This window comes from Bacillus sp. EKM501B, from assembly GCF_011800505.1.
Classification (GTDB): Bacteria; Bacillota; Bacilli; order Bacillales; family Bacillaceae_G; genus Bacillus_A; species Bacillus_A cereus.
On record NZ_JAALFZ010000014.1, the window covers coordinates 103,622 to 130,256 of the forward strand.

Consider the following 26,635-nt stretch of genomic DNA (forward strand, 5'->3'; position numbering starts at 1 on the left):
ACCGATAGAGGTAGGAACCTTTTTGTTTAATCAAATTTTAATTTTTTTAATGCTTCCGCGAATGGGTTATTTAATGGTTCTTCTTCTTTTTTCTGTTGTTTCATATATTTTTGAACGTCGCGTTTATCGGCTTTGTTTCCAGATTCTTTTTTACGTCGCTCTTGGAATGTTGATAATTTCTCGCGATAGCCACATTTACATGCGAAAATTTGGCCTGCACCCTCACCACGTAATTCTAGTTTCTTTTTACATTGCGGACAGCGAGCATTTGTTGTACGAGATACATTTTTACGATGACCACATTCACGGTCTTGGCATACGAGCATTTTCCCCTTTTTTCCATTTACTTCCAGCATTGGTTTACCGCAATCTGGACAAGACTTCGTTGAAATGTTGTCATGTTTATATTTCTTATCACTCGATTTAATTTCAGCAACAATTTCTTTCGTATAGTTCTTCATTTCCGAAATGAATACTTCTTTCTTTAATTTTCCTTTTGCAATTGCTTCAAGTTTTTGTTCCCACTCACCAGTTAGTGTAGGTGATTTTAATTCTTCTGGTACTAAATCAAGTAATTGACGACCTTTTGATGTAATGTGAATATCTTTACCACGTTTTTCAATTAAGAAAGAATTGAAAAGTTTGTCGATAATATCTGCACGTGTCGCTACAGTACCTAATCCACCAGTCGATTTTAACGTATCAGCAAGTTGTTTATTTTGCGTATCCATATATTTTGTAGGATTCTCCATTGCTGAAAGTAAAGTTGCTTCATTAAAGCGTGCAGGTGCTTTCGTTTGACCTGATGTTTGCATAAGTAACTTTACAGTTAATGTATCGCCCTTTTCAATGTGAGGTAGAATCTGCTCTTTTACGTCATCAGTTACATCATCGTCTTCAAATCGATTTTCGTATACTTCCTTCCAACCAGCATGTAAAATCGTTTTTCCGCGTGCAATGAATGTTTCATTGCCGACCTTTGTGCGTAACGTTAGTTGTTCGTATTCGAATGCTGGGAATAAAACAGCTAAGAAACGTTTTACAACTAAATCATAAATTTTGCGTTCTTTATCTGTGAATGCTGCGAAGTTAACGTATCCTTCTGTTGGAATAATCGCATGATGATCGCTTACTTTACTATCATCAACAAATGATTTGTTAGGTTTGATAGGCTTTTGTAATACTTTATGTGCGAAGGGACGGTATTCTCCAACACCACATGCTTTTAGACGTTCTGGAAGTGTTCCAACGATATCAGATGAAATGTAGCGTGAATCTGTACGAGGGTACGTTAGTACTTTATGCTGTTCATACAATTTTTGCATAATATTTAATGTTTCTTTAGCAGAGTAACCGAACTTTTTATTTGCATCACGTTGCAATTCAGTTAAATCGTAAAGACCAGGAGAGAATGACTTCTTCTGTTTCTTATCAATTTCCACAACAGTAGCATTTTGTTTATCTAAACTTTTTACAATACCATCGATTTTTTCTTTATTAAAACTACGGCTATTGCCATTTGCATCTTGCCAAGTAAGTTTGAGCTTCTCCATTGTTTGAGCTTCGATGCCGTAGTAAGTTTGAGCTTTGAAGTTCTTTATTTCATCCTCACGACTAGCAATCATAGCAACAGTAGGGGTTTGTACACGGCCGCAATTTAACTGGGCATTAAAGCGAGTCGTTAAAGCACGAGTTGCATTAAGACCGATATACCAGTCAGCTTCTGAACGTGCAACTGCTGAAGCATATAAATTGTCATATGCCTTACCTGGTTTTAAATTTGCAAAACCATCTTTAATTGCTTTATCGGTTACAGAAGAAATCCATAAACGTTTGATTGGTTTATTTAGCTTAACTTTATCGATAATCCAGCGTGCGACTAATTCCCCTTCACGTCCAGCGTCTGTTGCTACAATAATTTCATTTACATCTTTTCTAAGTAGCTGACTTTTTACAGCATTAAATTGTTTACCAGTTTGTTTAATAACCGTTAATTTCAAACGCTCAGGTAGCATCGGTAAATCTTCTAAATTCCACTTTTTATATTTCACATCATAACTTTCTGGATCTGCTAATGTAACGAGATGACCTAAAGCCCAAGTTACAATATATTTACTACCTTCAAGGTAGCCATTTCCTTTTTTATCGCACTTAAGTACACGAGCAATATCTCGTGCAACGGAAGGTTTTTCAGCGATTACAACGCTTTTTGACATATTAAAAACATCCTTTCAAATTTCCATAAGTTAAATATAGCATACATCTTCTTGAGATTCAGTTTCGCTCCATATTTGATCGGTTTTTAGTGGGATGAACAAAACACTCACTGATTAAAGTTTCACTTGATTATGTTTATTGTTATATAGGTTGCTTCTATATTAAATAGAAAAGTAAAGAACTTGTTATTTTAGTAGAATAAGAGTAGACTTTGAAGTAGATGAATAATAAGCACATGGGAGTTTGTGGATGCAAACTGAGAGTATGACTAGTCCGTCATTGACCATTTGAACCTGTTGGATAATGCCAGCGTAGGGAGAGTGTAAAAGCACATGTTCAGGCACTTTGCGTACGCGCAAAGTGTCTTTTTGTGTATCTCCCATCATTATAGTTAGGAGATGAAAAGGATGAATATGAAAGAAATTAGTAAAGTAGTGGATTTGGTGAGAGAATCTAATCCGCTCGTTCATAATATTACAAATGTTGTTGTAACAAATTTTACTGCTAACGGTTTGTTGGCACTTGGAGCATCGCCTGTAATGGCGTATGCAAAAGAAGAAGTAGCAGAAATGGCTAGCATTGCTGGAGCGTTAGTATTAAATATGGGGACACTTCGTCCTGAAGAAGTAGAAGCGATGTTACTCGCGGGTAAATCAGCAAATGCGAACAATGTGCCAGTACTATTTGACCCAGTTGGTGCAGGAGCAACTTCGTATCGAACAGAAGTTGCGAGACATATTCCAGCCGAAATAGATTTAGCAATTATCCGCGGAAATGCGGCTGAAATAGCAAATGTTATTAATGAGAAATGGGAAATTAAAGGGGTAGACGCTGGTACTGGAAATGGCAATGTTGTAAGTATTGCAAGGCAGGCAGCAGATGAACTAAATACAGTTGCGGTCATTACTGGAAAAGAAGATGTTGTTACAGATGGAGAGAGAACTATTGTTATTCGAAATGGTCACCCTATTTTAACGAAAGTTACGGGAACAGGTTGTTTACTAACTTCTGTAATAGGAGCATTTGTAGCAGTGGAAAAAGATTATGTAAAAGCAGCAGTAGCCGCATTAACGTTTTATGGTGTAGCTTCGGAACTGGCAGCTGCTAAGGCGGTAGAAAAAGGGCCTGGTAGTTTCCAAATTGAATTTTTAAATCAATTAGCGAATACAACTTCAGGTGATATTGAGAAGTATGGGAAGATTGTGGAGTTAGAGTAAGAGGGAGTGAAAGAAATGGCACGCATTGAAATAGATAAAATGTCTAAGCTATTGCAAGTGTATTTTATTATGGGAAGTAATAACTGCACGAGGGATCCTTTAGCTGTATTGAAAGAAGCGTTAGATGGTGGAGTGACACTTTTTCAGTTTCGCGAGAAGGGGGAAGGTTCTTTAATCGGAGAAGATAGAGTGCGCTTTGCAAAAGAATTGCAGACGCTTTGTAAGGAATATAGTGTTCCTTTCATTGTAAATGATGATGTAGAATTAGCCATTGAATTAGATGCAGATGGTGTTCATGTTGGACAAGATGATGAAGGAATTACATCTGTTCGTGAAAAAATGGGAGATAAAATTATCGGCGTATCTGCTCATACAATTGAAGAAGCACGTTTTGCAATCGAAAATGGAGCGGATTATTTAGGTGTTGGTCCTATTTTCCCAACGAGTACGAAAAAAGATACGAAAGCGGTTCAAGGAACGAAAGGATTAGCTTATTTTAGAGAACAAGGAATTACAGTGCCAATCGTTGGTATTGGTGGGATTACAATTGAAAATACAGCGGCAGTTATAGAGGCGGGTGCGGACGGTGTTTCAGTTATTTCAGCAATTAGTTTAGCGGAATCTGCGTATGAAAGTACGAAAAAATTAGTTGAAGAAGTAAAGAGAAGTTTGTAGGGAAGGAAGTGTAGTATTTTAAGTGCTACATGAAGAAATAGACTGCCCAAAATTTAAACAAATATTTGATTAAAAAAGCACAAACCTTTTTAAATAAAGGTTTGTGCTTTTTCTTTAAAACATAATTGAAATTAAGAGCATTCCAATTCCGATAGAAGTAAATGTTGCAATTAGGCCCGGAATCATAAAACTATGATTTAATACGTATTTACCGATACCTGTTGTACCAGTACGGTCAAAGTTAATGGCAGCAACGATTGTTCCATAGTTTGGAATGAAGAAATATCCATTTACTGCAGGGAACATCGCAATCAGTAGCGCTGGTGGAATACCAAGAGATAGTCCAAGTGGCATTAAGGCACGAACTGTTGCTGCTTGGCTGTACAGTAAAATAGATAGAATGAATAGTGCGATAGCAAATAGCCAAGGTGCACTTGTTACTAAATGCTGAATCGATCCTTGAATCATATTTAAGTTTCCATTAAAGAAAGTATCTCCCATCCAAGCGATACCGAAAATAGCAACAACTGCTGTTGCTCCTGCTTTAAAGACGTTACCAGATACAATGCTTTCTACATTTGGTTTACAGAAAATAATAATAAGAGCCGCGATAGTTAACATAACCATCTCAATTGTGTTCGGCATGGAAAGACGGGCTAACTTCCCATCAACTATCCATCCTGGACGAAGTGCTTCAAATGAACCAAGAAGTACAACAAGGAAGGTTCCTACAAGGAAAAGGATAACTGATAATTTTGCGCCCTTTACACCTACAAATTCTTTTTTCTCTTCAAGCTTAGGAATTAATCCTTCTTTTAATCGTTTTAAGTATTCAGGGTCTTCATTTAATTCTTTTCCCATCTTACTAGCAACAAATGCAGCTATCATACAAGCGATGAAAGTAGAAGGGATACTTACTTTTAAAATATCTAATAAGGTGATTTTATAGTCAGCTAACATTGCTAAAAGTGCAACTGTTGCAGCTGATATAGGACTAGCTGTAATTGCTTGTTGGGAAGCAATTACGGCAATTGACATTGGTCGTTCTGGTCTAATTCCGGATTCGCGAGAGACTTCAGCGATAACAGGAAGTACAGAATAAGCAACGTGACCAGTTCCTGCACAAAGTGTAAATAAATAAGTAACAATTGGAGCAAAGAATGTAATGCGTTTTGGATTTTTTCGTAATGCCTTTTCAGCTAGATGAACAAGGTAGTCCATTCCTCCAGCGGCTTGCAAAGCACCAGCAGCTGTAATTACTGCCAAAATCATAAGCATTACATCGATAGGAGGCGCCGTTGGTTGTAAGTGGAAGACAAAAACGAGTATTGCCATACCAACTCCACCCATTACTCCTAAACCAACTCCGCCTAGGCGTGCACCAATAAAAATACAGAGTAACAAGGTAAGAAATTGTAGCCAAAACATGATAAACTACCTCCGAAATTCATTAGTTAAGATATATTCGAATAGTTTAATTTGATTGAAAATTAAATAAATACCCGAAGAAATCCTTGTTATTTATACATTTTTTATTATATAACATAAAAAAAGTAACATTCACGTACTTTTTGAAATTATTTTGAAAAAGCAATGCATTGAAAATTTGTATTTATATCTCTAAATAAGTAGACATTTTGATTTATATGTTGTAATCTTTGAAAGAGAATAAATTAATTCTCATAGAACTCCCATATCGTTCAACTCGTTCAGCGAGAAAGGCAAACTGATGGAAACATGAGGACGCAAAACTACAGGAGCTAAGGTCGAAAGGCTACGCTAGCCAGTTACCGGACGGATAGGGTTGGTCTTGGCCAATGCTTTTACATTGGCTTTTTTTTATTCTCGAACATATTGAGAAACATTTTCAAACAAAATATTCATATATTTTGTTTTTTTGTTTATGTTGATTAAGGAAGGTGGATATTAATGAAAAAATATTGGCATAAGTTATCGTTCCTTCAAAAGAACGTCTTATTAACCGTATTAGTTATTTTGACACTTGTTGGAAGTATGGGTGCATTAAGTTTCAACATGTTTCAAAATAGTATGATGTCTTTATTTGAAAGGCAGTCTATTGAAACAGGAGAAATAGTATTGAAAAAACTGGATGTAGAATTAGTTAGAGACATGGCGAAAGATCCTACAGCCGAAAAAGTGAAAAAAGAAAAGTTAACAGAGAAATTAGATGAAGTATCAAAAGAATTGAAAAGCGTTGGACAAACGTATGTTACAGGAGCAAAGCCGAATGAAAAGCGAGAATTACAACTCGTTGGTTTGACTACAGAGTTAACAAATGCGTTTCCTATAAAGCCGGGAGATTATTATGAACAACCCGCTCATTGGATGAAGGCATACGATAAAGTGATTGATACGAAAAAGGCTCAAATGACAGAAGTATATGAAGATGAAATAGGTTCGTGGGTGACAATATTAGAACCAATTACAGATGGAGAAAACAATATTGTTGCAATTATTGCGGCTGACTTAGATGCTTCCATTGTTCCTATTACAAAAGAGAAGTTTATGATACAGGGCTTACTCTTCATCATTATTTCATTAGCAATTGCGACTATTACTCAATTCTTTATCGTGCGTCACTCGCTAGCTCCATTAAAAGATTTACGAGAAGGGTTACGTAAAATTGGTGAAGGTGACTTAAGTATTAAATTAAAAGAAAGACCAGATGATATTGGAATTATTAATGTTTATTTCAATAACACGATTGAAAAATTTAAAGGGATTATAGATAAAGTAAGGCAAACTGCTGAGCAAGTTTCTTCTTCTTCACAAGAATTGTCGGCGAGTACAGAGGAAAACAGCATGGCAGTTCAAGAGATTGCAAGTTCTATTGAAGGTTTAAGAGTAGGGGCACAGTCTCAAAAAACTTCAGTACAACAATGTTTAGGAATTGTACATGGAATGGAAGATAAGGTAGAAGAAATAACTGGGGCTGCAAAACAAGTTGCGGTTGCTTCTGAAGGTATGGAACAACATTCAATTGAAGGTAATGAAGTGATTGGACAAATTATTAATCAAATGAGTTTAATCCAAAATGCAGTACAAGATTTATCTTCCATCATTTATTCGTTAGAAACAAGGTCAAAAGAAATTAGTGATATCGTAACTGTAATTACAGGTATTTCAAATCAAACAAATTTATTAGCTTTAAATGCTTCTATTGAGGCTTCACGTGCTGGAGCAGCTGGAAGAGGGTTTGCAGTTGTTGCTGATGAAGTACGAAAATTAGCAGAACAAACGGAAGCGTCTGCAAAAGATATAGCGAAATTGATTGGTGAAACACAAGCTGAGACAGAAGATGCTGTAGTTTCCATGCAAAAAGGTTCAAAAGAAGTAGAAACTGGAATTTCGCTTGTTCAAAGTAGTGGAGATTTCTTTGAAAAAATCTCAAAATCAGCGCAATCTGTTACAGATCAAGTAAAAGCTGTTTCCGGTAATTCGAGTGACATTTTACAAAATAGCCAGAATATTGTTCAAGTCGTAAATGAATTATCACATATTGCAAATACTTATGCCAACAGCAGTAGTAATGTTGAAGAAAGCATGAAAGAGCAAGAAATATCAGTACAAGATATTGCAGAATTAGCGACTTCTTTAAGTTGGCTTTCTCAGGAATTACAAGAGCTTATTGGTGAGTTTAAAAGCGAATAAGGAGAAAGTTCAATTCTAATCAAGGGGGTATCTCCGCTACTGATTATGAATTGAACGAATCTGCCCTTTAATAAGGGATGAAAAAGGTGTGAATTTTCACACCTTTATTATATTTAAGAGAGGAATTTACATAAATATGAAATTAGCAATTTCTTATAATGAGATGGTAAAAGAATTTTTAGGAAAAGTAGAAGGAAGTATTAAAATACCTAAAGATGTGCCAGGAACAGAACTTAGGATAAAAAGGAAAACGGAACTGTTTTCAAATTTGACTCACATTGTAGATTTAATAGGAGCGACTGCAACGTGGTTATATCATATTTCTAAAGAAAAACATATTGTCGTGCTTTATCATGTAAGAGGAAATTTATTTCCAATTACTATTGAAGTTTCTAATTTTCTCTCCTATGAAAGTTTAAATTTACAAATTGAAGAGCAACTGGAGCAAATTAAAGAAATGAATGAGGAAGAAATAGAAGAGTTTCAAAACGGTGATACATTATATGAAATGTCACCTATTATTATTGGTGAAACATATTATGAGCTAAAAGACACGAATACATTACAATTTGTATTTAGTAAAAATATGCAAAGTGTAGAAATAATATTTAATAGTGTTAATTGGAAAGAGACAACGATTACTCGTTATGCACAACAAATACAAGGTGTTTTAGTTGATATATCACAAAATACTAATAAGTATATAAAACATTTTAATATTATTACAGAGGCCGAGATGGCACTTTATAGTCAAGTGAATGATACAACAGCAGTATATCCTGAGAAAAGTATCGTCGATATGTTCTATAATACTGTTACTCAATTTCCAAATCGTATAGCTTTATCTTCAAGGGAAGGTACTTTAACTTATGAGGAGCTAAATAAAAAAAGTAATCAAATAGCTCATATGTTAATTAAAAACGGCGTCCAATTAGGAGACTATGTTGGAATATTTATGAAACGTAGCATAGACACAGTAGTAAGTATGGTAGCTATATTAAAAGCTGGTGCAGCGTATGTTCCGATTGATCCAGATTATCCGGAAAGTAGAATACAGTACATTATTCAAGATAGCCAAGCGAAAGTTATATTGATGAAAGAGACGCCTATAACATGTGATGGGGTTCAAACAGTTTCATTGTATGATAGTGAAACTTATGAAGATATAGATGTAAAGTTGTCTATTCATTGTGATGATGTAGCTTATATGATTTATACATCGGGTTCAACAGGGAATCCAAAGGGAACGATGTTAGCACATAGAGGCGTTGTTAATCTGTACACTTGGATGAAAAAGCAATATGAATTGACAGAAGAGGATGTATTTGCTCAATTTCCTTCCTTTAGTTTCGATGCTTCTGTATGGGAGTCATTTGCTTCTTTATTCTGCGGAGGAAACTTGTATGTACTATTAGAGGAAGAGCGATTGTCTGTAGAAGCATTTGCAAATGCAATCTATAAAGTGAAAGCAACTTCAATCTTGGCATTAGCAACAATTTTTGTTCGACAAGTAGCAACTTATTTAGCAGAAGAAGATATATATAAGCTAGCTTCCCTAAAAAGAATTGCGATTGGCGGTGAAATGTTGCCTGTAGAGGTTATTAAATTGTGGAGAGAAAGAATAGGTACAAATGTTGAAATTTATAATGTATACGGACCGACAGAATGTACTGTAGTGACGACAACCTATAAAATACCTAGTCAGTTAAATGAGGATGTTGCGAGTATTCCCATTGGTAAACCATGTGCTAATTATCAAGTTATGATTTTGGATGAGAATATGAATCTTTGTCCAATTGGTGTACCTGGTGAATTATATATAGATTCAGTGGGATTAGCAAAAGGGTATTTTAATAAGCCTAATAAAACAATTGAAGCTTTTATTCCGAACCCTTTTAATCCTATAGTTAATATATACAAAACAGGTGATATCGTTAAGTTGCTAGAGGATGGAAATATAGAGTTTTTACATCGGAAAGATGATCAAGTAAAAATTAGAGGACATCGTATTGAACTAGGAGAAATCCAAAGTAAAATTTCTCAAAATCATAATATAAAAGAAAATGCTGTTTTTGCTAAGAAGAGTAAGGAAGGTAGCCAATATTTAATCGCGTTCTATACAACTTTAAATAAAAAAGAAATACCAGAATTAGTTTATCAGTTACAAGAGCAATTACCAGATTATATGGTGCCATCTAAACTAATTTATATTAATGAATTACCACTTACACCTAATAAAAAGATTGATGTTAAGAAGTTAGCTCAGTTAGAAGAAAAGTATGAACCGGTTCGGCTACAAGAATATGTTGCACCTTCTAATAAAGCAGAAAAACAAATCGCGAACGCCTGGGCGGAAGTATTAGGAATTTCAAAAGTTGGAGTGCATGATGATTTCTTTACAATTGGTGGACATTCATTAAAAGTATTACGAGTCTTAACATTGTTAAAAGAAGATTTCTCACATTTAACAATTCAAGATTTCTTTAAAGAAAGAACGATATATGGATTAGCTCGAATTGAGCGAGAAGTAAAAGTAGAGAAAGAAGAAGTATTTCGTGAATATAAAGTGATTCACGAACCAGATACTATCACGTATGCAAACGTTTTGGAAGAAACCCAGATTTCAAATGTCTTTTTAACAGGAGCTACTGGTTATTTAGGATCACACATATTATATGAATTGTTGAGAGATACATCTGCTACTATTTATTGTTTAGTAAGACCAACCAAAGATGTGCAGCAAAGAATTATAAATACATTAACAGGCTACTTTAATGATGTATGTGAAGAATGGTTACACCGTATACAGGCCGTAGCTGGTGATCTGGGAGAAGAGTATCTTGGGATGAGTGAAGAAGAATTTATGTTCATCAGTTCTAAGATGGATACGATAATTCATTGCGGTGCAGATGTAAGACATTTTGGAGATGTAAAACAATTTGAAAATATAAATGTCCAAGGAACTAGCCGGATGCTAGCATTAGCGGAGAAAGGTGCTACATTCCATTTTATTTCTACAATTGGTATCCCGTTAGAATTAGCGGTAGATCAATGGGATACATACATGAAAACTGGTGATTTTAATTACAGTGTAGACTTAGAGAATGTATATTCAAATAGTAAACTACAAGCGGAAAACATTGTTCGTGAAGCAATGAAAAATGGTTTGCGCGGAAATATTTATCGTGCAGGTAATTTAGCATGTCATTCAGAAACAGGTTCGTTCCAACAAAATATTGAAGGAAACGCATTTTATCGTCTTATTAAAACAATGCTATTAATTGGGAAAGCACCAAATGTGAAGTGGAAAGTTGATTTCACACCAATTGATTTTGCTAGTAAATCAATTGTATCGTATTTACAAGATGCGCAAATTGTAGGAGAGACGTTACATATTTGTCATCCACATCAAATTGAGTTTGAACAATTTATACAGCTAATTGGAGAGTGTGGATACAATCTTGAAATGGTTCCACTTTCAGAATATGTAAATATCGGACTTGCATTAGCGAAGGGAAATGAAGTAATAGCAGAGTTAATTGCTTCTCAAGTTGCAGGAGATGGAGCACAGCAATCTGAAATTGTAATGGGTACGCGTAGAACGAATGAATGGATTAAGAAAAAAGAATTGATAGTACCAGCAATTAATAAAGAATTTATACAGCAGTTATTAGCTCATGGTGAAAAAGTTGGTTATTTTCCAAAAATAATGAAATGATTATGCATGCTTTTGTTTGTTCAATAAAATAAATCATGCTACAATGAAAACGAATTAAGGACCGGGGAGCCAATTGGCTGAGAGGATGTAAGTAAACATCGACCCTCAACCTGATCTGGATAATGCCAGCGTAGGGAGTTACTTAAAGTGATGTAGCATATGTTATTCTGTAATAACTTGCATACAAGGCTTTCCTACGCAGTAGGAAAGCCTTTTCTTATTTTTGAAATTTAATTTTATAAGGGGGATTTTATTATGTCACAACAAGTTACAATGTCATTTTCAGTAGTACCACAAGCGAAAACGAAAGATGTATATTCTGTTGTCGATAAAGCAATTGAAGTTGTGCAACAATCGGGAGTTCGTTATGAAGTAGGGGCAATGGAAACAACTTTGGAAGGAGAATTAGATGTACTTCTTGATGTCGTTAAACGTGCGCAACAAGCTTGCGTCGACGCTGGAGCAGAAGAAGTGATTACTTCTATTAAAATCCATTATCGTCCAAGCACTGGTGTAACGATAGATGAAAAGGTTTGGAAGTACCGTGATGAATATGCAAAACCAGAAGCAATCTAAACTTATTACAACTATTTGGCTTATCCTTCTCATTGCGATATGGGAAGGATCTGTTTCATTATTTAAAATCGAACCGTGGATTTTACCAAAGCCTTCTGCCATTGTTCAAGAATTAATTGGGATGAAAGATTTACTATTACCAAATACGATGCAAACACTGCAGGAAGTTATAATTGGACTATTCTTTGCAATTTTATTGGGGACGAGCATCGCAATTATTATGGACGTTATACCGTTATTTCGTATTTTAATAAATCCATTGCTCGTTATTTCGCAAACAATTCCAATTGTTGTACTTGCACCGCTATTTATTATTTGGTTTGGATATGGGATGTTGCCGAAAGTAATGGTCGTAATACTCGTTTGTTTCTTCCCAATTGCGCTTAGTATTTTAGAAGGTTTTCAAACAGTAGATAAAAATATGCTGAAACTGTTACAAACAATGAAGGCGACGAAATGGCAAGTTTACCAGAAAGTAAAATTTCCAGCAGTGCTCCCATACTTTTTCTCAGGTTTAAAAATTGCAGTTACATATAGCGTAATGGGGGCAATTATCGGAGAATGGCTCGGTGCAAGTGAAGGATTAGGCGTTATGCTTACGAGGGCTACAAAATCCTTTTTGACTGCCCGAGTATTTGGTGTTGCAGCAATCATCGTTATGGTGACATTATGCCTGTATTTTATCGTAGAGTTTATGGCAAGAATAACAGCACCATGGATATATAGAAAGGACGGCAGAAAATGAAAAAAGGTTTGAAAGTTATGTTAGCTGCCTTAGTAGCGGTAGGTGTGGCTGGATGTAATCCGGCGAAGAAAGAAGAAAGTGCAAGTAAAGATCAAAAAGTAAAAGTAGTATTAGATTGGTTTCCAAATACGAATCATACTGGCTTGTATGTAGCGAAAACGAAAGATTATTACAAAAAGCAAGGATTAGATGTAGAAATTATTCAACCAGGTGACAATGTAACAGCAGAGCAAATGATAGCATCAGGAAAAGCAGACTTCGCAATAAGTGCACAAGAAAATGTAACGTTAGCTCGTGTAGAAGGAATTCCTGTTGTATCTGTAGGAGCGATTATTCAGCATAACACTTCAGCGTTTGCATCGCTTAAGAAAGACAATATGACGTCACCGAAAGATTTTGAAGGTAAACGTTACGGCGGCTGGGGAGGACCAGCAGAAGAAGCGACATTAAAGACGATTATGGATAAACATCAAGCTGATTTTAATAAAGTTGAAAAAATCATCTTAGGACAAACAGATTTCTTTAAATCAATTGGCCGTGATGCAGATTTCGAATGGATTTATTACGGTTGGGATGGTATTGAAGCGAAGCGTCAAGGAAAAGAGTTAAATACGATTATGGTGAAGGACTTAGATCCAGCGCTTGATTTCTATAGTCCTGTTATTATTACGAGTGAAAAACATACGAAGCAAGATAAAGACTTTGTGAAAAAGTTTATGAGTGCAACGACAGAAGGTTATAATTTTGCAATTAAGGAACCGAAAGAGGCTGCTGATATTTTAATTAAAGCTGTTCCAGATGTGAATAAAGATTTAGTTCAAGAAAGCCAAAAATGGTTAAGTACGAAGTATCAAGATGATGCTAAAGCATGGGGAGTACAGAAGGAAGAAATTTGGACGAATTACATGAATTTCTTATATGACAACAAAGTTATTAAAAAGAAAATCGATGTAAAAGATGCTTTTACAAATGAATTCCTTCCAAGTGAAAAATGAGCGGATTACAAATAAAAAATATAGTGAAATCTTTCGACGGAAAGAATGTATTAGAGAATATTAGTGCCTCTATACAAGAGGGAGAGTTTGTTTCCTTTGTAGGACCGAGTGGTTGCGGGAAAAGCACATTATTAAACATGATTGCAAATGTTGAAAAACCAACAAGCGGGAACGTAACGTATAACGATAAGCAAGTACAAGAGCAAGATGTTGTTAGTTATATGCCACAACAAGATTTATTACTACCGTGGCGATCAGCTTTGCAAAATATCGTTCTTCCGTTAGAAATTGAAGGAAAGCCGAAAAAACAAAGGCTGACAGAAGGAATGGAAGCATTAAAGCAGTTCGAACTAGATGAATATGCAAACCATTATCCAGATGAATTGTCTGGTGGTATGCGTCAAAGAATTAGTTTTCTGCGCACATATTTATGTGAAAAGCCAATTATGCTGCTTGATGAGCCTTTTGGTAAATTAGATGCATTTACAAAAATGGAAGTACATAGCTGGCTTTTAAACTCTTGGCATCAAGAGAAGCAAACAATCGTTATGGTTACACATGACTTAGATGAGGCAATCTTGCTTTCAGATCGCGTATTTATTTTATCTCAAAGACCAGCGTCAATAGTTGGCGAGGTACAAGTGAAATTACCTAGGCCGAGAACGATGGATATGTTAACATCACTCGAATTAAAAAAGGATAAAGAAGAGATTTTAAGTGTGTTAGCTCCTTATATGAAAAAATAGAAAAAGCTGATGTTTTAATTTTAGACGAACGGACTAATCATTTGGATGTAGAAACTAAGATGGCTTTACAGGAAGCGTTACAACAATACAAAGGAACGGTTTTAATTGTCTCACATGAACCTTCTTTCTATGAATCGTAGATAACAAAATTATGAAATATAGAAGAATGGAATACTCAACAATATGAATAAAGAAAAGGCATTAGCTTTTATGAGCTAATGCCTTTTCTTTGTGATTAACATGATTTTCGAGAACTCTTACATGAGAATTGTATGAAGAAGCACTCTTATGGTGCGCTTATAAGCGTGCTTTTTCTTTTGTTATATTTATAATACGAAAGCCTTTCCCTAACAGGTGACTATCTTTCTTTATATATATAGATAGTTCAAAATGGAATAAAAATAATTCCTTTATGTAAAGGATAATATGGATATTATAGGAAGACAATAGAAATTAAAGGAAATTCATGTAAAATTCAAATGAACTTCATATAAACTTCATATTAGAAATTAAATATAATTATAATAGGTTATTGTGATATTTTTGATTTTTCATAAAATTAAAAGTTTGAATTTAGGAGGTATTGCTCAAACCTAAATTCAAACTTTATTGAAGTAATTAATGGATATTACGTCTAGTTTTCGCTAATGACGGCATTTAAAAGTTCGGCAGGATTACCTGTTCCTGCACCGCCAATTGTAATAGATCCACCAGGAGGAATTTCACCATTCCATCCTGCGTTCGTAATTACATAATGATTATTTGTTTTACTACTAATTTTAGAATCCCAAACTTGTGTTAAATTGCCGCTATAATCAAATTCTAATTTCCAATTTTTAATAGGAGTCGTTCCATTATTTTTGATTATAATCGAGAAGTTATAACCGCTGCCCCAATTCGAAGTGACTGAAAATGTAGCAGTACCATTTCCATCAGGAGGTGTCGTATTAGCTTCATCCGTTTTGACAGTAAGAGCGGTAGGTTGTGATTTATTTCCAGCAGCATCTTTGGCAATTACCGAAAATTTGTATTCCGTATTAGGTTTTAAGTTTTTAATTGTAATGCTATTTGTTGTTGTACTCCATTTCTCTTCTCCAGCAGTAATTTCATATTCCGTAACTCCTACGTTATCAGTAGATACAGTCCAGTTTAATTGAACTGAGTTTGAATTTTTATTCGTAACTACAATGTTTTTAACATTCGTTGGTGGCTCAGTATCTTTTTGACTAATAGGTCCACCAAGTAATTCTTTTACTAGCGTATCAAGTAATTTTGGACCACTGCAACTATATTTTGGACTTGTACGGCAATCTCCGCTTAGTTCCCAAAACATTGCTCCACTTAAACCTTTCGTCTTTATATAGTCTGTTTTGTATTTCATAGATTCATTGTCATCGTAGCTAATAAATGTGCCTGTAGTTGCATTATATAAGTAAGGTACTTTAGCTGTGTCATTCCAGTAGCGTACAAAACCATTTTTATTAACGTAATTGGCTGCTAAATCACCGTAATCATACACACCTGTGTCACCGGTAGAGTAATCATCCCAAGTACCTTTAGAAGCAAGTTTCCCATCACTACCTGGTTTGCAAGGTTGATATTGTCCGTTATTTTCTTTGCCACAACTTTTCCAGCCACGTCCGTAAAAGGGTACGCCTAATACTAGTTTATCGACTGGAACACCTTCATTTGTATAAACATTTATAGCACCATCTACGTAAAAATTCGTATTTGCTGCTGGGTCATTTGGATCCTTATATAGAGCTGCATTATGATTAGAAGTAGCTTCCCATCCGCCGTGGAAATCATATGTCATAATATTAATCCAATCGAGTATTTGAGAAATTTTCTTTAGTTCTGTATGATCAGCGTAGCGTTGACTTGCACCTGAAGCGATTGTTAGTAAATATTGTTTGCCATCTTCAGCACCTGCTTTATTCAAAGCATTTCGGACGTCTTGAAGAAGGAGAGTGAAATTTTGTTTATCTTCAGGACGATAACTACCACCAGGAATCGTTTCAACGCCCGGATATTCCCAGTCTAAATCTACGCCATCAAACCCATATGCGCGAAGAAAAGCTACTGTAGATTCAGCAAATACTTTTCTTGTTTTTTCATCAGCGGCCATATCAGAAAAGCGGTTAGACCAAGTCCAGCCACCAACGGAAATAATTGTTTTTAAGTGAGGATATTTAGCTTTTAATCGTTTTAGTTCCCCGAAATTTCCGCAACGGGCATATTTATCGCAATCTTCCCAAGTTGTCCCTGAGCCAGGATACGATTTGGTAACATCAGCCCATGGTTCACCGAGTACGAGAGTACCATTAGGAACCTCTTTATTTTGCAATGGTACACCAGATTCTTTACAGTTCCACGTTTGTTTATTTGGATTATCAGGATGAGTAGAAGGGTTTCCATGTTTTCCGTTCCAACAAATATCCGCGAAAGCATAGTTAAGGTGAGTAAGTTTTGATGCATCAATGTCAGCAACTTGATAATTACGTCCGTAAACGCCCCACGAAGGAAAGTATCCAACAATTTTTTGACTTTGCTTTGGTGAATCTGCTAATGCGAGATTTGGATTAATAAAATTTGTGAGAAAAAGAGGTAAGAAAAGTAGTAGAGATAGTAATAACAGTGTGAATTTTTGAGACCTCATAGCCATTTCTCCTTTCAAAATAAAAGATATATTTAAAGGCATACGCCAATAAATCAAAATGAATCTAGACGTATAAAACGTCTAGATAAAATGATCAGACATCACGAAGTCTATACAAGGGAGCTGGGGGTGATTAAATCGTAACAAATGTAAGATTTAGTGTAAACGCTTTATTAAATTGAAAAAGACTTTCTCAATACAAAAAGGCTTGAATACAAACTGTATATGAAAACGAAAGATCGGTATGGGAGGAAAAAGCTCATTATAAATAAATTTGAGAAAAAATTGTATGGAGCCAATTATTAAAGGCATAGAAAGATAAGGAAATATCATGTAAAATAATAGTAAAAATATGTAAAGGAGGGAATGGTGTGGATGTGTTTTTGAACATTGCTGAAGAAAAAATTCGACAAGCAATACGGAATGGTGATCTTGATTATCTTCCGGGAAAAGGAAAACCACTACAATTAGAAGATCTTTCAATGGTACCTCCAGAACTTAGAATGAGTTATAAAATTTTAAAAAATGCGGGAATGATTCCACCAGAAATGGAACTACAAAAAGATATATTAAAAATAGAGGATCTAATTGCTTGCTGTTATGATGAAGAAGAGAGAAAGAGATTACGAGAAGAGTTAACAGCAAAAACGCTTCGTTTTCAGCAGGTAATGGAAAAGAGAAAGATTAAAGATAGTTCAGCTTTTCGTATGTATCAAGACAAAGTATTTCGTAAATTACGCTAAGAGGGATAAGATGACTACATTTAAAACGATAGAAGAATTAGCGACCTATATCGAAGAACAACAATTGGTACTTCTGTTTATTAAAACGGAAAATTGTGGTGTTTGTGATGTTATGCTAAGAAAAGTAAATTGCGTATTAGAGAATTATGATTACGTAGAGAAAATAGAGATATTACTACAAGACATGCAGGAGATTGCGGGGCGATATGGAGTATTTACAGGGCCAACAATTTTATTATTTCATAATGGAAAAGAAATTCTTCGTGAATCACGCTTCATTTCACTTGAAAATCTAGAGAGAACCATTCAATTATTCGAGGAATAAGGGAGGCTTTTAAATGGAATTTATTATTGTCATACTATTATTTGTTGTAGTTGGAACAATCGTAACAGCAGTTCGATCGAACAAAAAGAAGGTAAATCTTACAAAACAAAATAACATTCATAATTCATCTAACAGCTCATCACCATTATTTTTCTTTGCTGGATCTGATAATGATAGCTCGCATGATGGCGGCTCACATGATTGTGGAGGATCTTTTGGGGGAGATAGCGGAGGAAGCTGTGGTGGCGGTGGTGATTGATAAAAATGCGCCTTATATAGGCGTATTTCTTTTTAAACAAACGTTTGATTAGTCGGCTTACATATGCATAAACACAGTTAAACAAACGTTTGTTTAATATTTTTAACATACTAAGGGGAATGGAAATGAAAAGGGAACCGAAAGTGAAAAATAAGGGGAAAGTAGTGTTATTTTTATTAGCTGCGGGAGGCGTATTTCTTGTTAAATTAGCATTTAAATTTGGAACCATACATATGATTCGAACTTGGTTTGAAAGTACGTTTTCTTAAATAAGGAATATAGCCTCTTGCGATAGAGGTTTTTGATTTATTATTAGACTGAACGGTCGGTTTAAAGAGGTGTGAATATGAGAAGAAGCGCAGAAGAGATAAAGAAAGAAATTGCATATAAAGCAGAAAGTCTATTTTCACAGAAGGGCTACGCAGCTACATCTATGGAAGAGATTTGTGAAATTACAGAGCGAAGTAAAGGAAGTATTTATTATCACTTTAAAAGTAAAGAAGAATTATTTTTATTTGTAGTGAAACAGCATACGTATGATTGGATTGAAAAATGGAATGAAAAAGAGAAGTTGTATAGCACTAGTACTGAAAAACTATATGGTCTCGCGGAATATCATGTAGAGGACATACAGCAACCAATTTCAAATGCAATAGAGGAATTCTCTATGAGCCAAGTTGTAAGTAAAGAGATTCTGGATGAACTGTTAGCTTTAACTAGAGAATCATATGTTATGTTTGAGAAATTAATTGAAGTAGGTATACAGTCTGGAGAGTTCCGTGAAGATAATACTCGTGATCTTATGTATATTGTAAACGGATTATTATCAGGACTTGGAGTGCTTTACTACGAATTAGATTATAAAGAGCTGAAACGTATTTATAAAAAGGCAATAGATGTATTGTTAAAAGGAATGGCAGCTGAATAATAGGTCAGTTGCTTTTCTTACAAAATAAATTAGACCGAACGGTCGGTTTATGAAAGGGGAATGAAAATGAACGCTTTATTTAAAAACCGAGCATTTATGCTCGTTATGGCGTCTGATATTTTACAACAATTTGCAATTTGGATCAGAAATATGGCTCTTTTGTATTTTATAATGGAGCGAACGAATAATGATCCAGTTTCTGTTTCGTTGTTATCAGTTATGGAATATGCACCTATTTTTATTTTCTCGTTTATCGGTGGTGCGCTAGCTGATCGCTGGAATCCGAAAAGAACAATGGTCGCTGGAGATGTATTAAGTGTACTGTCTATTATAGGAATTGTCTTGTTGTTAAAGCTGGATTATTGGCAGGCTATATTTTTTGCAACACTCATTTCCGCGATTGTAGGTCAGTTTTCTCAGCCCTCATCTTCGCGTATATTTAAGCGCTATGTAAAAGAAGGAGAGGTAGCAAATGCGATTGCATTTAACCAAACATTACAGTCAGTATTTCTGATTTTTGGACCAGTGGTAGGATCGCTTGTGTATACACAACTTGGTTTATTTACATCACTATATAGCTTAATCATTTTATTTTTGTTATCTGCTATCGCCCTTTCATTCTTACCAAAATGGGTTGAAAAAGAGCAGGTGGCGAGAGACTCATTAAAAAATGATATAAAAGAAGGTTGGAAGTATGTTCTTCATACGAAAAATTTACGTATGATTACGATCACTTTTACAATTATGGGTTTAGCTGTTGGATTAACGAATCCATTAGAAGTATTCCTTGTAATTGAACGTTTAGGTATGGAAAAAGAAGCTGTTCAATATTTAGCGGCAGCTGACGGAATAGGTATGTTACTCGGTGGTATTGTTGCTGCAGTTTTCGCTTCAAAAGTGAATCCGAAAAAGATGTTTGTATTCGGTATGGGTATATTAGCCATTTCATTTTTAGTAGAAGGGCTATCTACATCATTTTGGATTACTAGTTTCATGAGATTTGGAACAGGTATTTGTTTAGCTTGTGTTAATATTGTTGTCGGTACGCTTATGATTCAACTTGTACCAGAAAATATGGTTGGAAGAGTAAATGGAACGATTTTACCACTGTTTATGGGGGCAATGCTAATTGGAACTTCATTAGCTGGAGGATTAAAGGAACTAACTTCACTAGTTACTGTGTTTTGTATAGCGATGGCACTTATTTTATTAGCGATAGGGCCAGTTGTACGTATGCAAATAAAGAAAGAAGATATCGCTAACAAAGAGGCACTAACAAATTCATTAGCTTCAAAATAACTATTGTAAGGGAGCAATATTGCTCCTTTTTTCTTTGAGGAACTTTTGACAACTATATGAGCCAATTATATACTGATGTTGTAAAAACGATTTTACAGGTTAGGAGCAATGGTGTGAAAAATCAAATCTATGAATTACGCACTGAAAATAATATTTCACAAGGCGCATTAGCTGATAAATGTAAGGTTTCTAGACAAACGATAAATGCAATTGAGAATAATAAATATGATCCAAGCTTAGCGTTAGCGTTCCGTTTAGCTGAAGTATTAGGAACAACTGTTGATAAATTATTTTTGTACAAGCAGTAGAGTCGTTCATTATAAGGCGCACCTTTAAAAATAAAAAAGATCCTCTTCTTATGAGAAGAGGATCTTTTCTTATAGCGTTTTAGTCTTTGGACTAGGTGGTGTAACGGATGTATTATTTTCTGGAACTCTAGTTAGTAAGAATCCTCCGATAATAAATAGAACAATAATACTAAGAACACCAGCGTTTGTTTTTCCTGTTAATTGCGTTGTAACACCGACTAATACCGGACCCATAATTGCGGCAAACTTCCCAAATATATTATAAAATCCGAAGAATTCATTAGCAGATTCTTTTGGTACTAGTTTTGCAAAGTATGAACGACTTAGTGCTTGAATACCACCTTGAGATGTAGCAACTAACATTGCTAAAATCCAAAAATCAAGTGTCGTTTTTAAAAAATAAGCATATGTGCAAATAATGATATAAATAATGATACCAACATATAGCATTTTTTTGCCAGTAAATGTTTCAGATAATTTTCCGTATAGTAAAGCAAATGGACAAGCGACAATTTGTGTTACAAATAATATGATTAATAGATTCGTTGCACTAATACCGAGATCGGTTCCGTAAGCGGTAGACATAGTAATAATTGTATCGACTCCGTCAATATAGAAAAAGTAAGCGATTAGAAACATAAATACAGTTTTATATTCTTTAATATTTTTAAAAGTATCAGCAAGACGTTTGAAGCTCATTCTAATAGGTCTTGGATGACGCTCAATATAGTGTGTTTGCTCTACGTTTTTTAGCATTGGAATTGTAAATAACCCCCACCAAAGAGCTGTTATTGCAAAGGAAATTTGACTAGCAATGCCGACCGATAAGGGAATAGTTCCTTTTTGAGAAAGAATAATAAGAGCGATACAACCGATAAAAGGAATTGTACTCCCGATATAACCTAATGCAAATCCTCTTGTAGAAATTCGGTCCATTCTATCTTCAGAAGTGACGTCTACTAAAAATGCATCATAGAAAATGTTTGCTCCAGCAAAGCCGATTAAGGCGAGCATATAGCACCCTAGCAATAAGTACCACTGAGAGGTTGGAACGACTGCTAACATACTTGTAAATACGATACCGAGTCCAAAGAAGAATGTGAAAAAACGTTTTTTAAATCCTTTATAATCAGCAACTGTGCCAAGAATAGGAGCAAGTATAGAAATTAAAAGTGTTGCGAATGAGTTTGCATATCCCCAATATGCTGTTGAAGTTGCCCCAGATAGTCCAGCTTCTTTTGCAGCTGCTTTAAAGTAAATTGGAAATAATGCAGTTGTAATGACGAGCGAGTATACAGAGTTCGCCCAATCGTATAATATCCAGCTTTTTTCTTGTCTGGACATTTTTTTCATATAATGTTCCCCCTTAAATTTGTTTTACTAACAGTGTACAAAAATAAAAATTATAAAAAGAGAAACAGTGATGAATTTTACATAACTTTTACATATATACACAGTTCTTTACAATTGGAGTAAATCCTCTACAATTGCTCCGTCTGTTTCACCTAAGTGTAAACCGAGTAGTCTAGCGATAGTTGGACCTTCATCAATAAGTCTCATATACGGGACGGTAAAGCCAATTTTTATTCCTTTCCCAGCAGCGATAAAAATTGTTTCATAGTTAGGTTTTGTTGGAGAGTATCCATGCGTACCAAATGTATATTTTTTACTAGGCGTAACATCTTTTTCAGTAATTTCTTTTATAAAATCTCCTGTATAGTTTTCAGTGAAATAATACCCTTCTCGTGCTTCTAACATGAATAAACAATTACCGTCTGCACCGCAGTCTTTGGCAGCTTCATCATGAAGTATAAATTCAATTCCGTTTTGTTTATTTTGAAGTAGTTCTTCAAGGAGTAGTTGTACCTCCCGGATTGTATCCGTATCATTTTTGTCCTTTACATATACATAGGCAGAGCCGTCGCAACTTTGGCAATAGGCTTTCCAGTCTACTAATTTTCCTTTTTTATTAAGAGATATAAGTCCTCTTTGATGGAATAGCACATTTAATTGGATGGATTTGTTTTCACTTAAAGCGCTATGATCACCAAGGGCAATAATTGTACTTTCTTCGTATAGGTTACTTTCTTTTAGTGCTTGAATAATTTTCCCTAGACGTTCGTCGTGTCTCTGGATAGCAGCTGTTGTTTCGTTAGATTCAAAGCCGTGATAGTGTCTTTGTGTGTCTAGATCGGTGAAATGTACGAACATGACATTAGGCTTTTTCGTCTGGATTGTATGCACAGCAGAGGCGAGGACGAAATCATCCAGCTCTGGTTGTGATAAACCATTTCTTATATGGCCGAAACGACGATTTAAATCTAATTGGTATAGTGGGCTACCGCTAAATAAGGAAACTAACACTTGATTTTGCCAAGGTCTATTGGGGAAAATTTCTGGTAAATTGTAATCGATGTTCGCTCTTCCAGTAACAGGCCATAGAAGGGCAGCTGTCGTTAAATTTGCTTTGCGCGCTTCATCATACAATGTTGTTCCTTTTATTGATTTTCGGTACCAATGCCAATCAGGTGATTCACGCCCTGGTTGAAGTAACGTATTGCTAACAACACCGTGCTTGTTAGGGTAATTACCAGTTACGATTGTTGAGTGGCTTGGATATGTTACAGAAGGATAAATTGGTTCTACTTTTTCGACAACCGTGCCCTTTTTTATTAGAGATTGGAAATGAGGTAGTTTTTGTAGTATAGGAAAATCTAAAGCTGATAAACAGTCGAATGATAAAATGATGACGTGGTTTGTTAATGCTTTATCCATAAAGTTCCCTCCTGATTATATAAAACCTATTATTATATATTACTATTAACACCTAGTAATAAATATATATTTTTAGGTGAAAGTTTATTATTTATTTTCAGAAAAATTAAACATATAATTAAGTATAAGGGAATCTATGGAGGGAGGGAACACTATGGATTGGTTAGATGGATTTGGTATTTTTTACATCATTGGCGGAATCACGATTATCCTTGTATTTGCTATTTCATATTTACTAAAGAAACGGTTTCCAGACAAACAGTTTGATATTATATTTGCACTTAGTTTAATACTTCTTTGCTTAGCGTCCTTTCCCGTTACAATGATGGTTATTGGTGGGTGGGAAGGAATGGGATATGGATTTATTGGTTTCTTTGTCCTACTTGGTACACTTATCGGTATGATTGCACATCAACTTGTGAAAATTACGCGGAAAAGCTACGTATAAAACTGCAAAAAATGAAAAGGATATATAAAAATAAGAAAATTAGCTATTGTTTTAAAAAAGAATTTGTATTATGATAATCAACAAATTTATTTCGTTATAACGATGAAAAAGGACTAGTACATGTTCAACCTTTTTAGCAGAGAGAGAATCCGTCAGGCTGAAAGATTCTTAAAAAGGCAATATGGAACCTGCCTTTGAGTTCTGCATATGCAGCGGGAATTTCCCGTTATCAAAAAGAGAGCATGCGCAATTTTTGTGCATGAATCAGGGTGGTAACGCCGGCAAAGCTCGGTCCCTATTTAGGGACGCGGGCTTTTTTGTATTTTCTAGAAGGAGGAAGACTGACTATGGCAAAAGAACAAGTGCAAGCCATTACGAAGATGGAAGAGGACTTTGCGCAGTGGTATACCGATATTGTAAAAAAAGCCGAACTTGTTGATTATTCAAGTGTAAAAGGGTGCATGATTTTACGTCCGTATGGCTATGCCTTATGGGAGAATATGCAGAAGGTGATGGATGAGAAGTTAAAAGGAACTGGCCATGAAAATGTATATATGCCAATGTTTATCCCAGAGAGTTTATTGCAAAAAGAGAAGGATCATGTTGAAGGATTTGCTCCTGAAGTAGCATGGGTTACGCATGGTGGAGATGAAAAGTTAGCGGAAAGACTTTGTGTACGTCCTACATCTGAAACTTTGTTCTGTGAGCACTTTTCAAAAATTGTGCAATCCTATAATGATTTGCCAAAGTTATATAATCAGTGGTGCTCAGTAGTTCGTTGGGAGAAGACAACTAGGCCGTTCCTTCGTACGACTGAATTTTTATGGCAAGAGGGTCATACAATCCATGAAACGGCAGAAGAATCGCAGGCTGAAACATTAAATATTTTAAACTTATATGCTTCTTTCTGTGAGGATTATTTAGCAATACCAGTTATTAAAGGACAAAAAACAGAAAAAGAGAAGTTTGCTGGAGCAAAGGCAACTTATACAATTGAAAGTTTAATGCATGATGGAAAAGCACTTCAAACAGGAACCTCTCATAACTTTGGGACGAATTTCTCAGAAGCATTTGATATTAAGTTTTTAGATCGTAACGGTAAGTGGCAATATGTGCACCAAACATCTTGGGGTGTATCAACAAGAATGATAGGCGGGCTAATAATGGTTCATAGTGATAATAATGGACTTGTAATGCCACCAAAAGTCGCTCCAGTGCAAGTTGTTATTGTACCAATTGCTCAGCATAAAGAAGGAGTTTTAGCAAAAGCAACAGAGTTACAAGGACATATTCAAAAGGTTGCACGAGTAAAAATAGATGCTAGTAATAAAACACCAGGCTGGAAATTTAATGAGTATGAAATGAAGGGGATTCCAATTCGATTAGAAGTTGGCCCTAAAGATATTGAAAAGAATCAAGTTGTACTTGTAAGAAGAGACACGAAGGAAAAAGAGTTTGTATCAATGGATCAATTAGAAGAACGTATTCCAGCATTACTTGAAGAAATTCATATTGCTTTATTTGATAAAGCAAAAGCATTTCGCGATGAGAATACGTATGTTGCGACAAATTTCGAAGAGATGAAAAAAATAGCTGACGAAAAGCAAGGCTTTATTAAGGCAATGTGGTGCGGGGAATTAGCTTGTGAAGAAAAACTAAAAGAAGAAGTTGGAGTATCTTCACGTTGTATGCCTTTTGAGCAAGAGCATTTAGCTGATGAATGTATTTGTTGTGGTAAAGAAGCTAAACAAATGGTGTATTGGGGAAAAGCGTATTAATACTTTTTCTGATAGGTGATAAAAAGGACTTTGGGCTGCATAATAAAATGCAATCCAAAGTCCTTTTTAGTTTTATAAAGTATTTCATGTATTCTTTAGATGGAAGTATGTTGCTCTTATTTTACGTTTTTACGACGAATAAACAGTAACATACCAATTAGGAATATTGAAAGACCCATTAAAATAGATATAGGGTAATGCGTTGCGGTATTCGGTAATTTATCACCTTGTTTTTTCGTATTATCTTTTACATTACCCCCTTGAGAACCGTTGCCCTCCTGAGAATTGCTATCGCCTTTAACACGATTGCCACCTTGAGAGCCATTACCGCCGTGTGAGCCACTGCCACCAGAACCATCGCCACCAGAACGGTTACCACCAGAGCCGTTGCTACCAGAACCGTTACCGCCAGAGTCATTGCCACCAGAGCCGTTGCTACCAGAACTGTTACCGCCAGAACCACTGCCACCAGAGTCATTGCCACCAGAACCGTTACCGCCAGAACCACTGCCACCGGAACCGTTACCGCCAGAACCACTGCCACCAGAGTCA

The 26,635-nt window shown here is 35.3% G+C and carries 23 protein-coding genes, 3 riboswitches and 1 other annotated feature; of the genes, 17 read left to right on the forward strand and 6 right to left on the reverse strand.

Annotation, left to right across the window (positions count from 1 at the left end; all coding sequences use genetic code 11):
- Positions 1 to 26: 26 nt before the first annotated feature.
- Positions 27 to 2,216 carry a DNA topoisomerase III gene (gene topB / locus HFD78_RS21950; protein ID WP_000047299.1) on the reverse strand — a complete coding sequence of 730 codons (2,190 nt, stop codon included), beginning with the start codon at positions 2,214 to 2,216 and terminating at the stop codon, positions 27 to 29.
- Positions 2,217 to 2,442: 226 nt separating this feature from the next.
- Positions 2,443 to 2,552, forward strand: a riboswitch (TPP riboswitch).
- A 72-nt stretch (positions 2,553 to 2,624) separates the two neighbouring features.
- On the opposite strand from topB, the gene thiM reads away from it, so the two are divergent.
- Complete coding sequence (gene thiM / locus HFD78_RS21955; protein ID WP_001056095.1) at positions 2,625 to 3,434, forward strand: hydroxyethylthiazole kinase; 810 nt, start codon at positions 2,625 to 2,627, stop codon at positions 3,432 to 3,434.
- Positions 3,435 to 3,449: 15 nt separating this feature from the next.
- Complete coding sequence (thiE, locus tag HFD78_RS21960) at positions 3,450 to 4,109, forward strand: thiamine phosphate synthase (RefSeq protein ID WP_000090965.1); 660 nt, start codon at positions 3,450 to 3,452, stop codon at positions 4,107 to 4,109.
- A gap of 114 nt (positions 4,110 to 4,223) precedes the next feature.
- On the opposite strand, the gene HFD78_RS21965 is transcribed toward thiE, so the two are convergent.
- Positions 4,224 to 5,537 (reverse strand): anaerobic C4-dicarboxylate transporter family protein, encoded by a 1,314-nt coding sequence (locus HFD78_RS21965; protein ID WP_000498691.1) that lies wholly within the window; start codon positions 5,535 to 5,537, stop codon positions 4,224 to 4,226.
- 282 nt (positions 5,538 to 5,819) lie between these two features.
- Positions 5,820 to 5,904: riboswitch (cyclic di-GMP riboswitch) on the forward strand.
- A 134-nt stretch (positions 5,905 to 6,038) separates the two neighbouring features.
- Here HFD78_RS21965 and HFD78_RS21970 point away from each other — a divergent pair.
- The 6 genes from HFD78_RS21970 to HFD78_RS21995 all read left to right on the forward strand — a co-directional run bounded on the left by HFD78_RS21970 (position 6,039) and on the right by HFD78_RS21995 (position 14,561).
- A complete protein-coding gene (locus HFD78_RS21970) occupies positions 6,039 to 7,781 on the forward strand; it encodes a methyl-accepting chemotaxis protein (RefSeq protein WP_000761081.1) in 1,743 nt (580 codons plus the stop codon).
- Between the two features lie 136 nt (positions 7,782 to 7,917).
- On the forward strand, positions 7,918 to 11,499 hold the full coding sequence (locus tag HFD78_RS21975) for a non-ribosomal peptide synthetase family protein (RefSeq protein ID WP_000761457.1): 3,582 nt from the start codon (positions 7,918 to 7,920) through the stop codon (positions 11,497 to 11,499).
- 52 nt (positions 11,500 to 11,551) lie between these two features.
- Positions 11,552 to 11,653, forward strand: a riboswitch (TPP riboswitch).
- A 101-nt stretch (positions 11,654 to 11,754) separates the two neighbouring features.
- Entirely contained in the window at positions 11,755 to 12,075 is a 321-nt protein-coding gene (locus HFD78_RS21980) for an MTH1187 family thiamine-binding protein (RefSeq protein ID WP_000082906.1), read from the forward strand.
- A complete protein-coding gene (locus HFD78_RS21985) occupies positions 12,047 to 12,820 on the forward strand; it encodes an ABC transporter permease (protein WP_001057166.1) in 774 nt (257 codons plus the stop codon). Before HFD78_RS21980 ends, HFD78_RS21985 begins: the two co-directional genes overlap by 29 nt.
- Positions 12,817 to 13,815 carry an ABC transporter substrate-binding protein gene (locus HFD78_RS21990; RefSeq protein WP_000715568.1) on the forward strand — a complete coding sequence of 333 codons (999 nt, stop codon included), beginning with the start codon at positions 12,817 to 12,819 and terminating at the stop codon, positions 13,813 to 13,815. The genes HFD78_RS21985 and HFD78_RS21990 overlap by 4 nt, the downstream gene beginning before the upstream one ends.
- On the forward strand, positions 13,812 to 14,561 hold the full coding sequence (locus HFD78_RS21995; RefSeq protein ID WP_000016085.1) for an ABC transporter ATP-binding protein: 750 nt from the start codon (positions 13,812 to 13,814) through the stop codon (positions 14,559 to 14,561). The genes HFD78_RS21990 and HFD78_RS21995 overlap by 4 nt, the downstream gene beginning before the upstream one ends.
- 634 nt (positions 14,562 to 15,195) lie before the next feature.
- Here HFD78_RS21995 and HFD78_RS22000 read toward each other — a convergent pair.
- Positions 15,196 to 17,220 (reverse strand): glycosyl hydrolase family 18 protein, encoded by a 2,025-nt coding sequence (locus HFD78_RS22000; protein ID WP_001257472.1) that lies wholly within the window; start codon positions 17,218 to 17,220, stop codon positions 15,196 to 15,198.
- A gap of 371 nt (positions 17,221 to 17,591) precedes the next feature.
- On the opposite strand from HFD78_RS22000, the gene HFD78_RS22005 reads away from it, so the two are divergent.
- From HFD78_RS22005 to HFD78_RS22035, 7 genes are all read left to right on the forward strand, one after another.
- On the forward strand, positions 17,592 to 17,963 hold the full coding sequence (locus tag HFD78_RS22005) for a DnaJ family domain-containing protein (RefSeq protein WP_000382380.1): 372 nt from the start codon (positions 17,592 to 17,594) through the stop codon (positions 17,961 to 17,963).
- Between the two features lie 10 nt (positions 17,964 to 17,973).
- Positions 17,974 to 18,288: a thioredoxin family protein gene (locus HFD78_RS22010; protein WP_000206517.1), complete on the forward strand. Its 315-nt coding sequence runs from the start codon at positions 17,974 to 17,976 to the stop codon at positions 18,286 to 18,288.
- A 13-nt stretch (positions 18,289 to 18,301) separates the two neighbouring features.
- Entirely contained in the window at positions 18,302 to 18,547 is a 246-nt protein-coding gene (locus HFD78_RS22015; protein ID WP_000394369.1) for a hypothetical protein, read from the forward strand.
- A 125-nt stretch (positions 18,548 to 18,672) separates the two neighbouring features.
- Positions 18,673 to 18,816 (forward strand): hypothetical protein, encoded by a 144-nt coding sequence (locus tag HFD78_RS22020; protein ID WP_000817981.1) that lies wholly within the window; start codon positions 18,673 to 18,675, stop codon positions 18,814 to 18,816.
- A 77-nt stretch (positions 18,817 to 18,893) separates the two neighbouring features.
- Positions 18,894 to 19,475 carry a TetR/AcrR family transcriptional regulator gene (locus HFD78_RS22025; RefSeq protein WP_001254434.1) on the forward strand — a complete coding sequence of 194 codons (582 nt, stop codon included), beginning with the start codon at positions 18,894 to 18,896 and terminating at the stop codon, positions 19,473 to 19,475.
- 66 nt (positions 19,476 to 19,541) lie between these two features.
- Complete coding sequence (locus HFD78_RS22030) at positions 19,542 to 20,774, forward strand: MFS transporter (RefSeq protein WP_000992569.1); 1,233 nt, start codon at positions 19,542 to 19,544, stop codon at positions 20,772 to 20,774.
- Positions 20,775 to 20,830: 56 nt separating this feature from the next.
- A complete protein-coding gene (locus HFD78_RS22035) occupies positions 20,831 to 21,082 on the forward strand; it encodes a helix-turn-helix transcriptional regulator (RefSeq protein WP_002023181.1) in 252 nt (83 codons plus the stop codon).
- Between the two features lie 69 nt (positions 21,083 to 21,151).
- Here the strand turns inward: HFD78_RS22035 and HFD78_RS22040 are convergent, their stop codons facing one another.
- Both HFD78_RS22040 and HFD78_RS22045 read right to left on the reverse strand, forming a co-directional pair.
- A complete protein-coding gene (locus HFD78_RS22040; protein ID WP_000738812.1) occupies positions 21,152 to 22,435 on the reverse strand; it encodes an MFS transporter in 1,284 nt (427 codons plus the stop codon).
- A gap of 108 nt (positions 22,436 to 22,543) precedes the next feature.
- Positions 22,544 to 23,857: an alkaline phosphatase family protein gene (locus tag HFD78_RS22045; RefSeq protein WP_000356417.1), complete on the reverse strand. Its 1,314-nt coding sequence runs from the start codon at positions 23,855 to 23,857 to the stop codon at positions 22,544 to 22,546.
- 154 nt (positions 23,858 to 24,011) lie between these two features.
- Between HFD78_RS22045 and HFD78_RS22050 the strand changes: the two genes are divergently transcribed.
- Entirely contained in the window at positions 24,012 to 24,305 is a 294-nt protein-coding gene (locus HFD78_RS22050; protein ID WP_000383853.1) for a YesK-like family protein, read from the forward strand.
- A gap of 93 nt (positions 24,306 to 24,398) precedes the next feature.
- Positions 24,399 to 24,605: a binding site (T-box leader), on the forward strand.
- A 47-nt stretch (positions 24,606 to 24,652) separates the two neighbouring features.
- Positions 24,653 to 26,083: a proline--tRNA ligase gene (proS, locus tag HFD78_RS22055; RefSeq protein ID WP_001040994.1), complete on the forward strand. Its 1,431-nt coding sequence runs from the start codon at positions 24,653 to 24,655 to the stop codon at positions 26,081 to 26,083.
- A 116-nt stretch (positions 26,084 to 26,199) separates the two neighbouring features.
- On the opposite strand, the gene HFD78_RS22060 is transcribed toward proS, so the two are convergent.
- Positions 26,200 to 26,635: LPXTG cell wall anchor domain-containing protein (locus HFD78_RS22060; RefSeq protein WP_191968111.1), on the reverse strand; the 436-nt coding region annotated here is incomplete at its 5' end.

What these genes read in the sequence shown, in the direction of transcription:
- topB (WP_000047299.1), bottom strand. Translation starts at nt 2,216, where the DNA reads ATGTCAAAAAGCGTTGTAATCGCTGAAAAACCTTCCGTTGCACGAGAT.
- thiM (WP_001056095.1), top strand. Translation starts at nt 2,625, where the DNA reads ATGAATATGAAAGAAATTAGTAAAGTAGTGGATTTGGTGAGAGAATCT.
- thiE (WP_000090965.1), top strand. Translation starts at nt 3,450, where the DNA reads ATGGCACGCATTGAAATAGATAAAATGTCTAAGCTATTGCAAGTGTAT.
- HFD78_RS21965 (WP_000498691.1), bottom strand. Translation starts at nt 5,537, where the DNA reads ATGTTTTGGCTACAATTTCTTACCTTGTTACTCTGTATTTTTATTGGT.
- HFD78_RS21970 (WP_000761081.1), top strand. Translation starts at nt 6,039, where the DNA reads ATGAAAAAATATTGGCATAAGTTATCGTTCCTTCAAAAGAACGTCTTA.
- HFD78_RS21975 (WP_000761457.1), top strand. Translation starts at nt 7,918, where the DNA reads ATGAAATTAGCAATTTCTTATAATGAGATGGTAAAAGAATTTTTAGGA.
- HFD78_RS21980 (WP_000082906.1), top strand. Translation starts at nt 11,755, where the DNA reads ATGTCACAACAAGTTACAATGTCATTTTCAGTAGTACCACAAGCGAAA.
- HFD78_RS21985 (WP_001057166.1), top strand. Translation starts at nt 12,047, where the DNA reads ATGAATATGCAAAACCAGAAGCAATCTAAACTTATTACAACTATTTGG.
- HFD78_RS21990 (WP_000715568.1), top strand. Translation starts at nt 12,817, where the DNA reads ATGAAAAAAGGTTTGAAAGTTATGTTAGCTGCCTTAGTAGCGGTAGGT.
- HFD78_RS21995 (WP_000016085.1), top strand. Translation starts at nt 13,812, where the DNA reads ATGAGCGGATTACAAATAAAAAATATAGTGAAATCTTTCGACGGAAAG.
- HFD78_RS22000 (WP_001257472.1), bottom strand. Translation starts at nt 17,220, where the DNA reads ATGAGGTCTCAAAAATTCACACTGTTATTACTATCTCTACTACTTTTC.
- HFD78_RS22010 (WP_000206517.1), top strand. Translation starts at nt 17,974, where the DNA reads ATGACTACATTTAAAACGATAGAAGAATTAGCGACCTATATCGAAGAA.
- HFD78_RS22015 (WP_000394369.1), top strand. Translation starts at nt 18,302, where the DNA reads ATGGAATTTATTATTGTCATACTATTATTTGTTGTAGTTGGAACAATC.
- HFD78_RS22020 (WP_000817981.1), top strand. Translation starts at nt 18,673, where the DNA reads ATGAAAAGGGAACCGAAAGTGAAAAATAAGGGGAAAGTAGTGTTATTT.
- HFD78_RS22025 (WP_001254434.1), top strand. Translation starts at nt 18,894, where the DNA reads ATGAGAAGAAGCGCAGAAGAGATAAAGAAAGAAATTGCATATAAAGCA.
- HFD78_RS22030 (WP_000992569.1), top strand. Translation starts at nt 19,542, where the DNA reads ATGAACGCTTTATTTAAAAACCGAGCATTTATGCTCGTTATGGCGTCT.
- HFD78_RS22035 (WP_002023181.1), top strand. Translation starts at nt 20,831, where the DNA reads ATGAGCCAATTATATACTGATGTTGTAAAAACGATTTTACAGGTTAGG.
- HFD78_RS22040 (WP_000738812.1), bottom strand. Translation starts at nt 22,435, where the DNA reads ATGAAAAAAATGTCCAGACAAGAAAAAAGCTGGATATTATACGATTGG.
- HFD78_RS22045 (WP_000356417.1), bottom strand. Translation starts at nt 23,857, where the DNA reads ATGGATAAAGCATTAACAAACCACGTCATCATTTTATCATTCGACTGT.
- HFD78_RS22050 (WP_000383853.1), top strand. Translation starts at nt 24,012, where the DNA reads ATGGATTGGTTAGATGGATTTGGTATTTTTTACATCATTGGCGGAATC.
- proS (WP_001040994.1), top strand. Translation starts at nt 24,653, where the DNA reads ATGGCAAAAGAACAAGTGCAAGCCATTACGAAGATGGAAGAGGACTTT.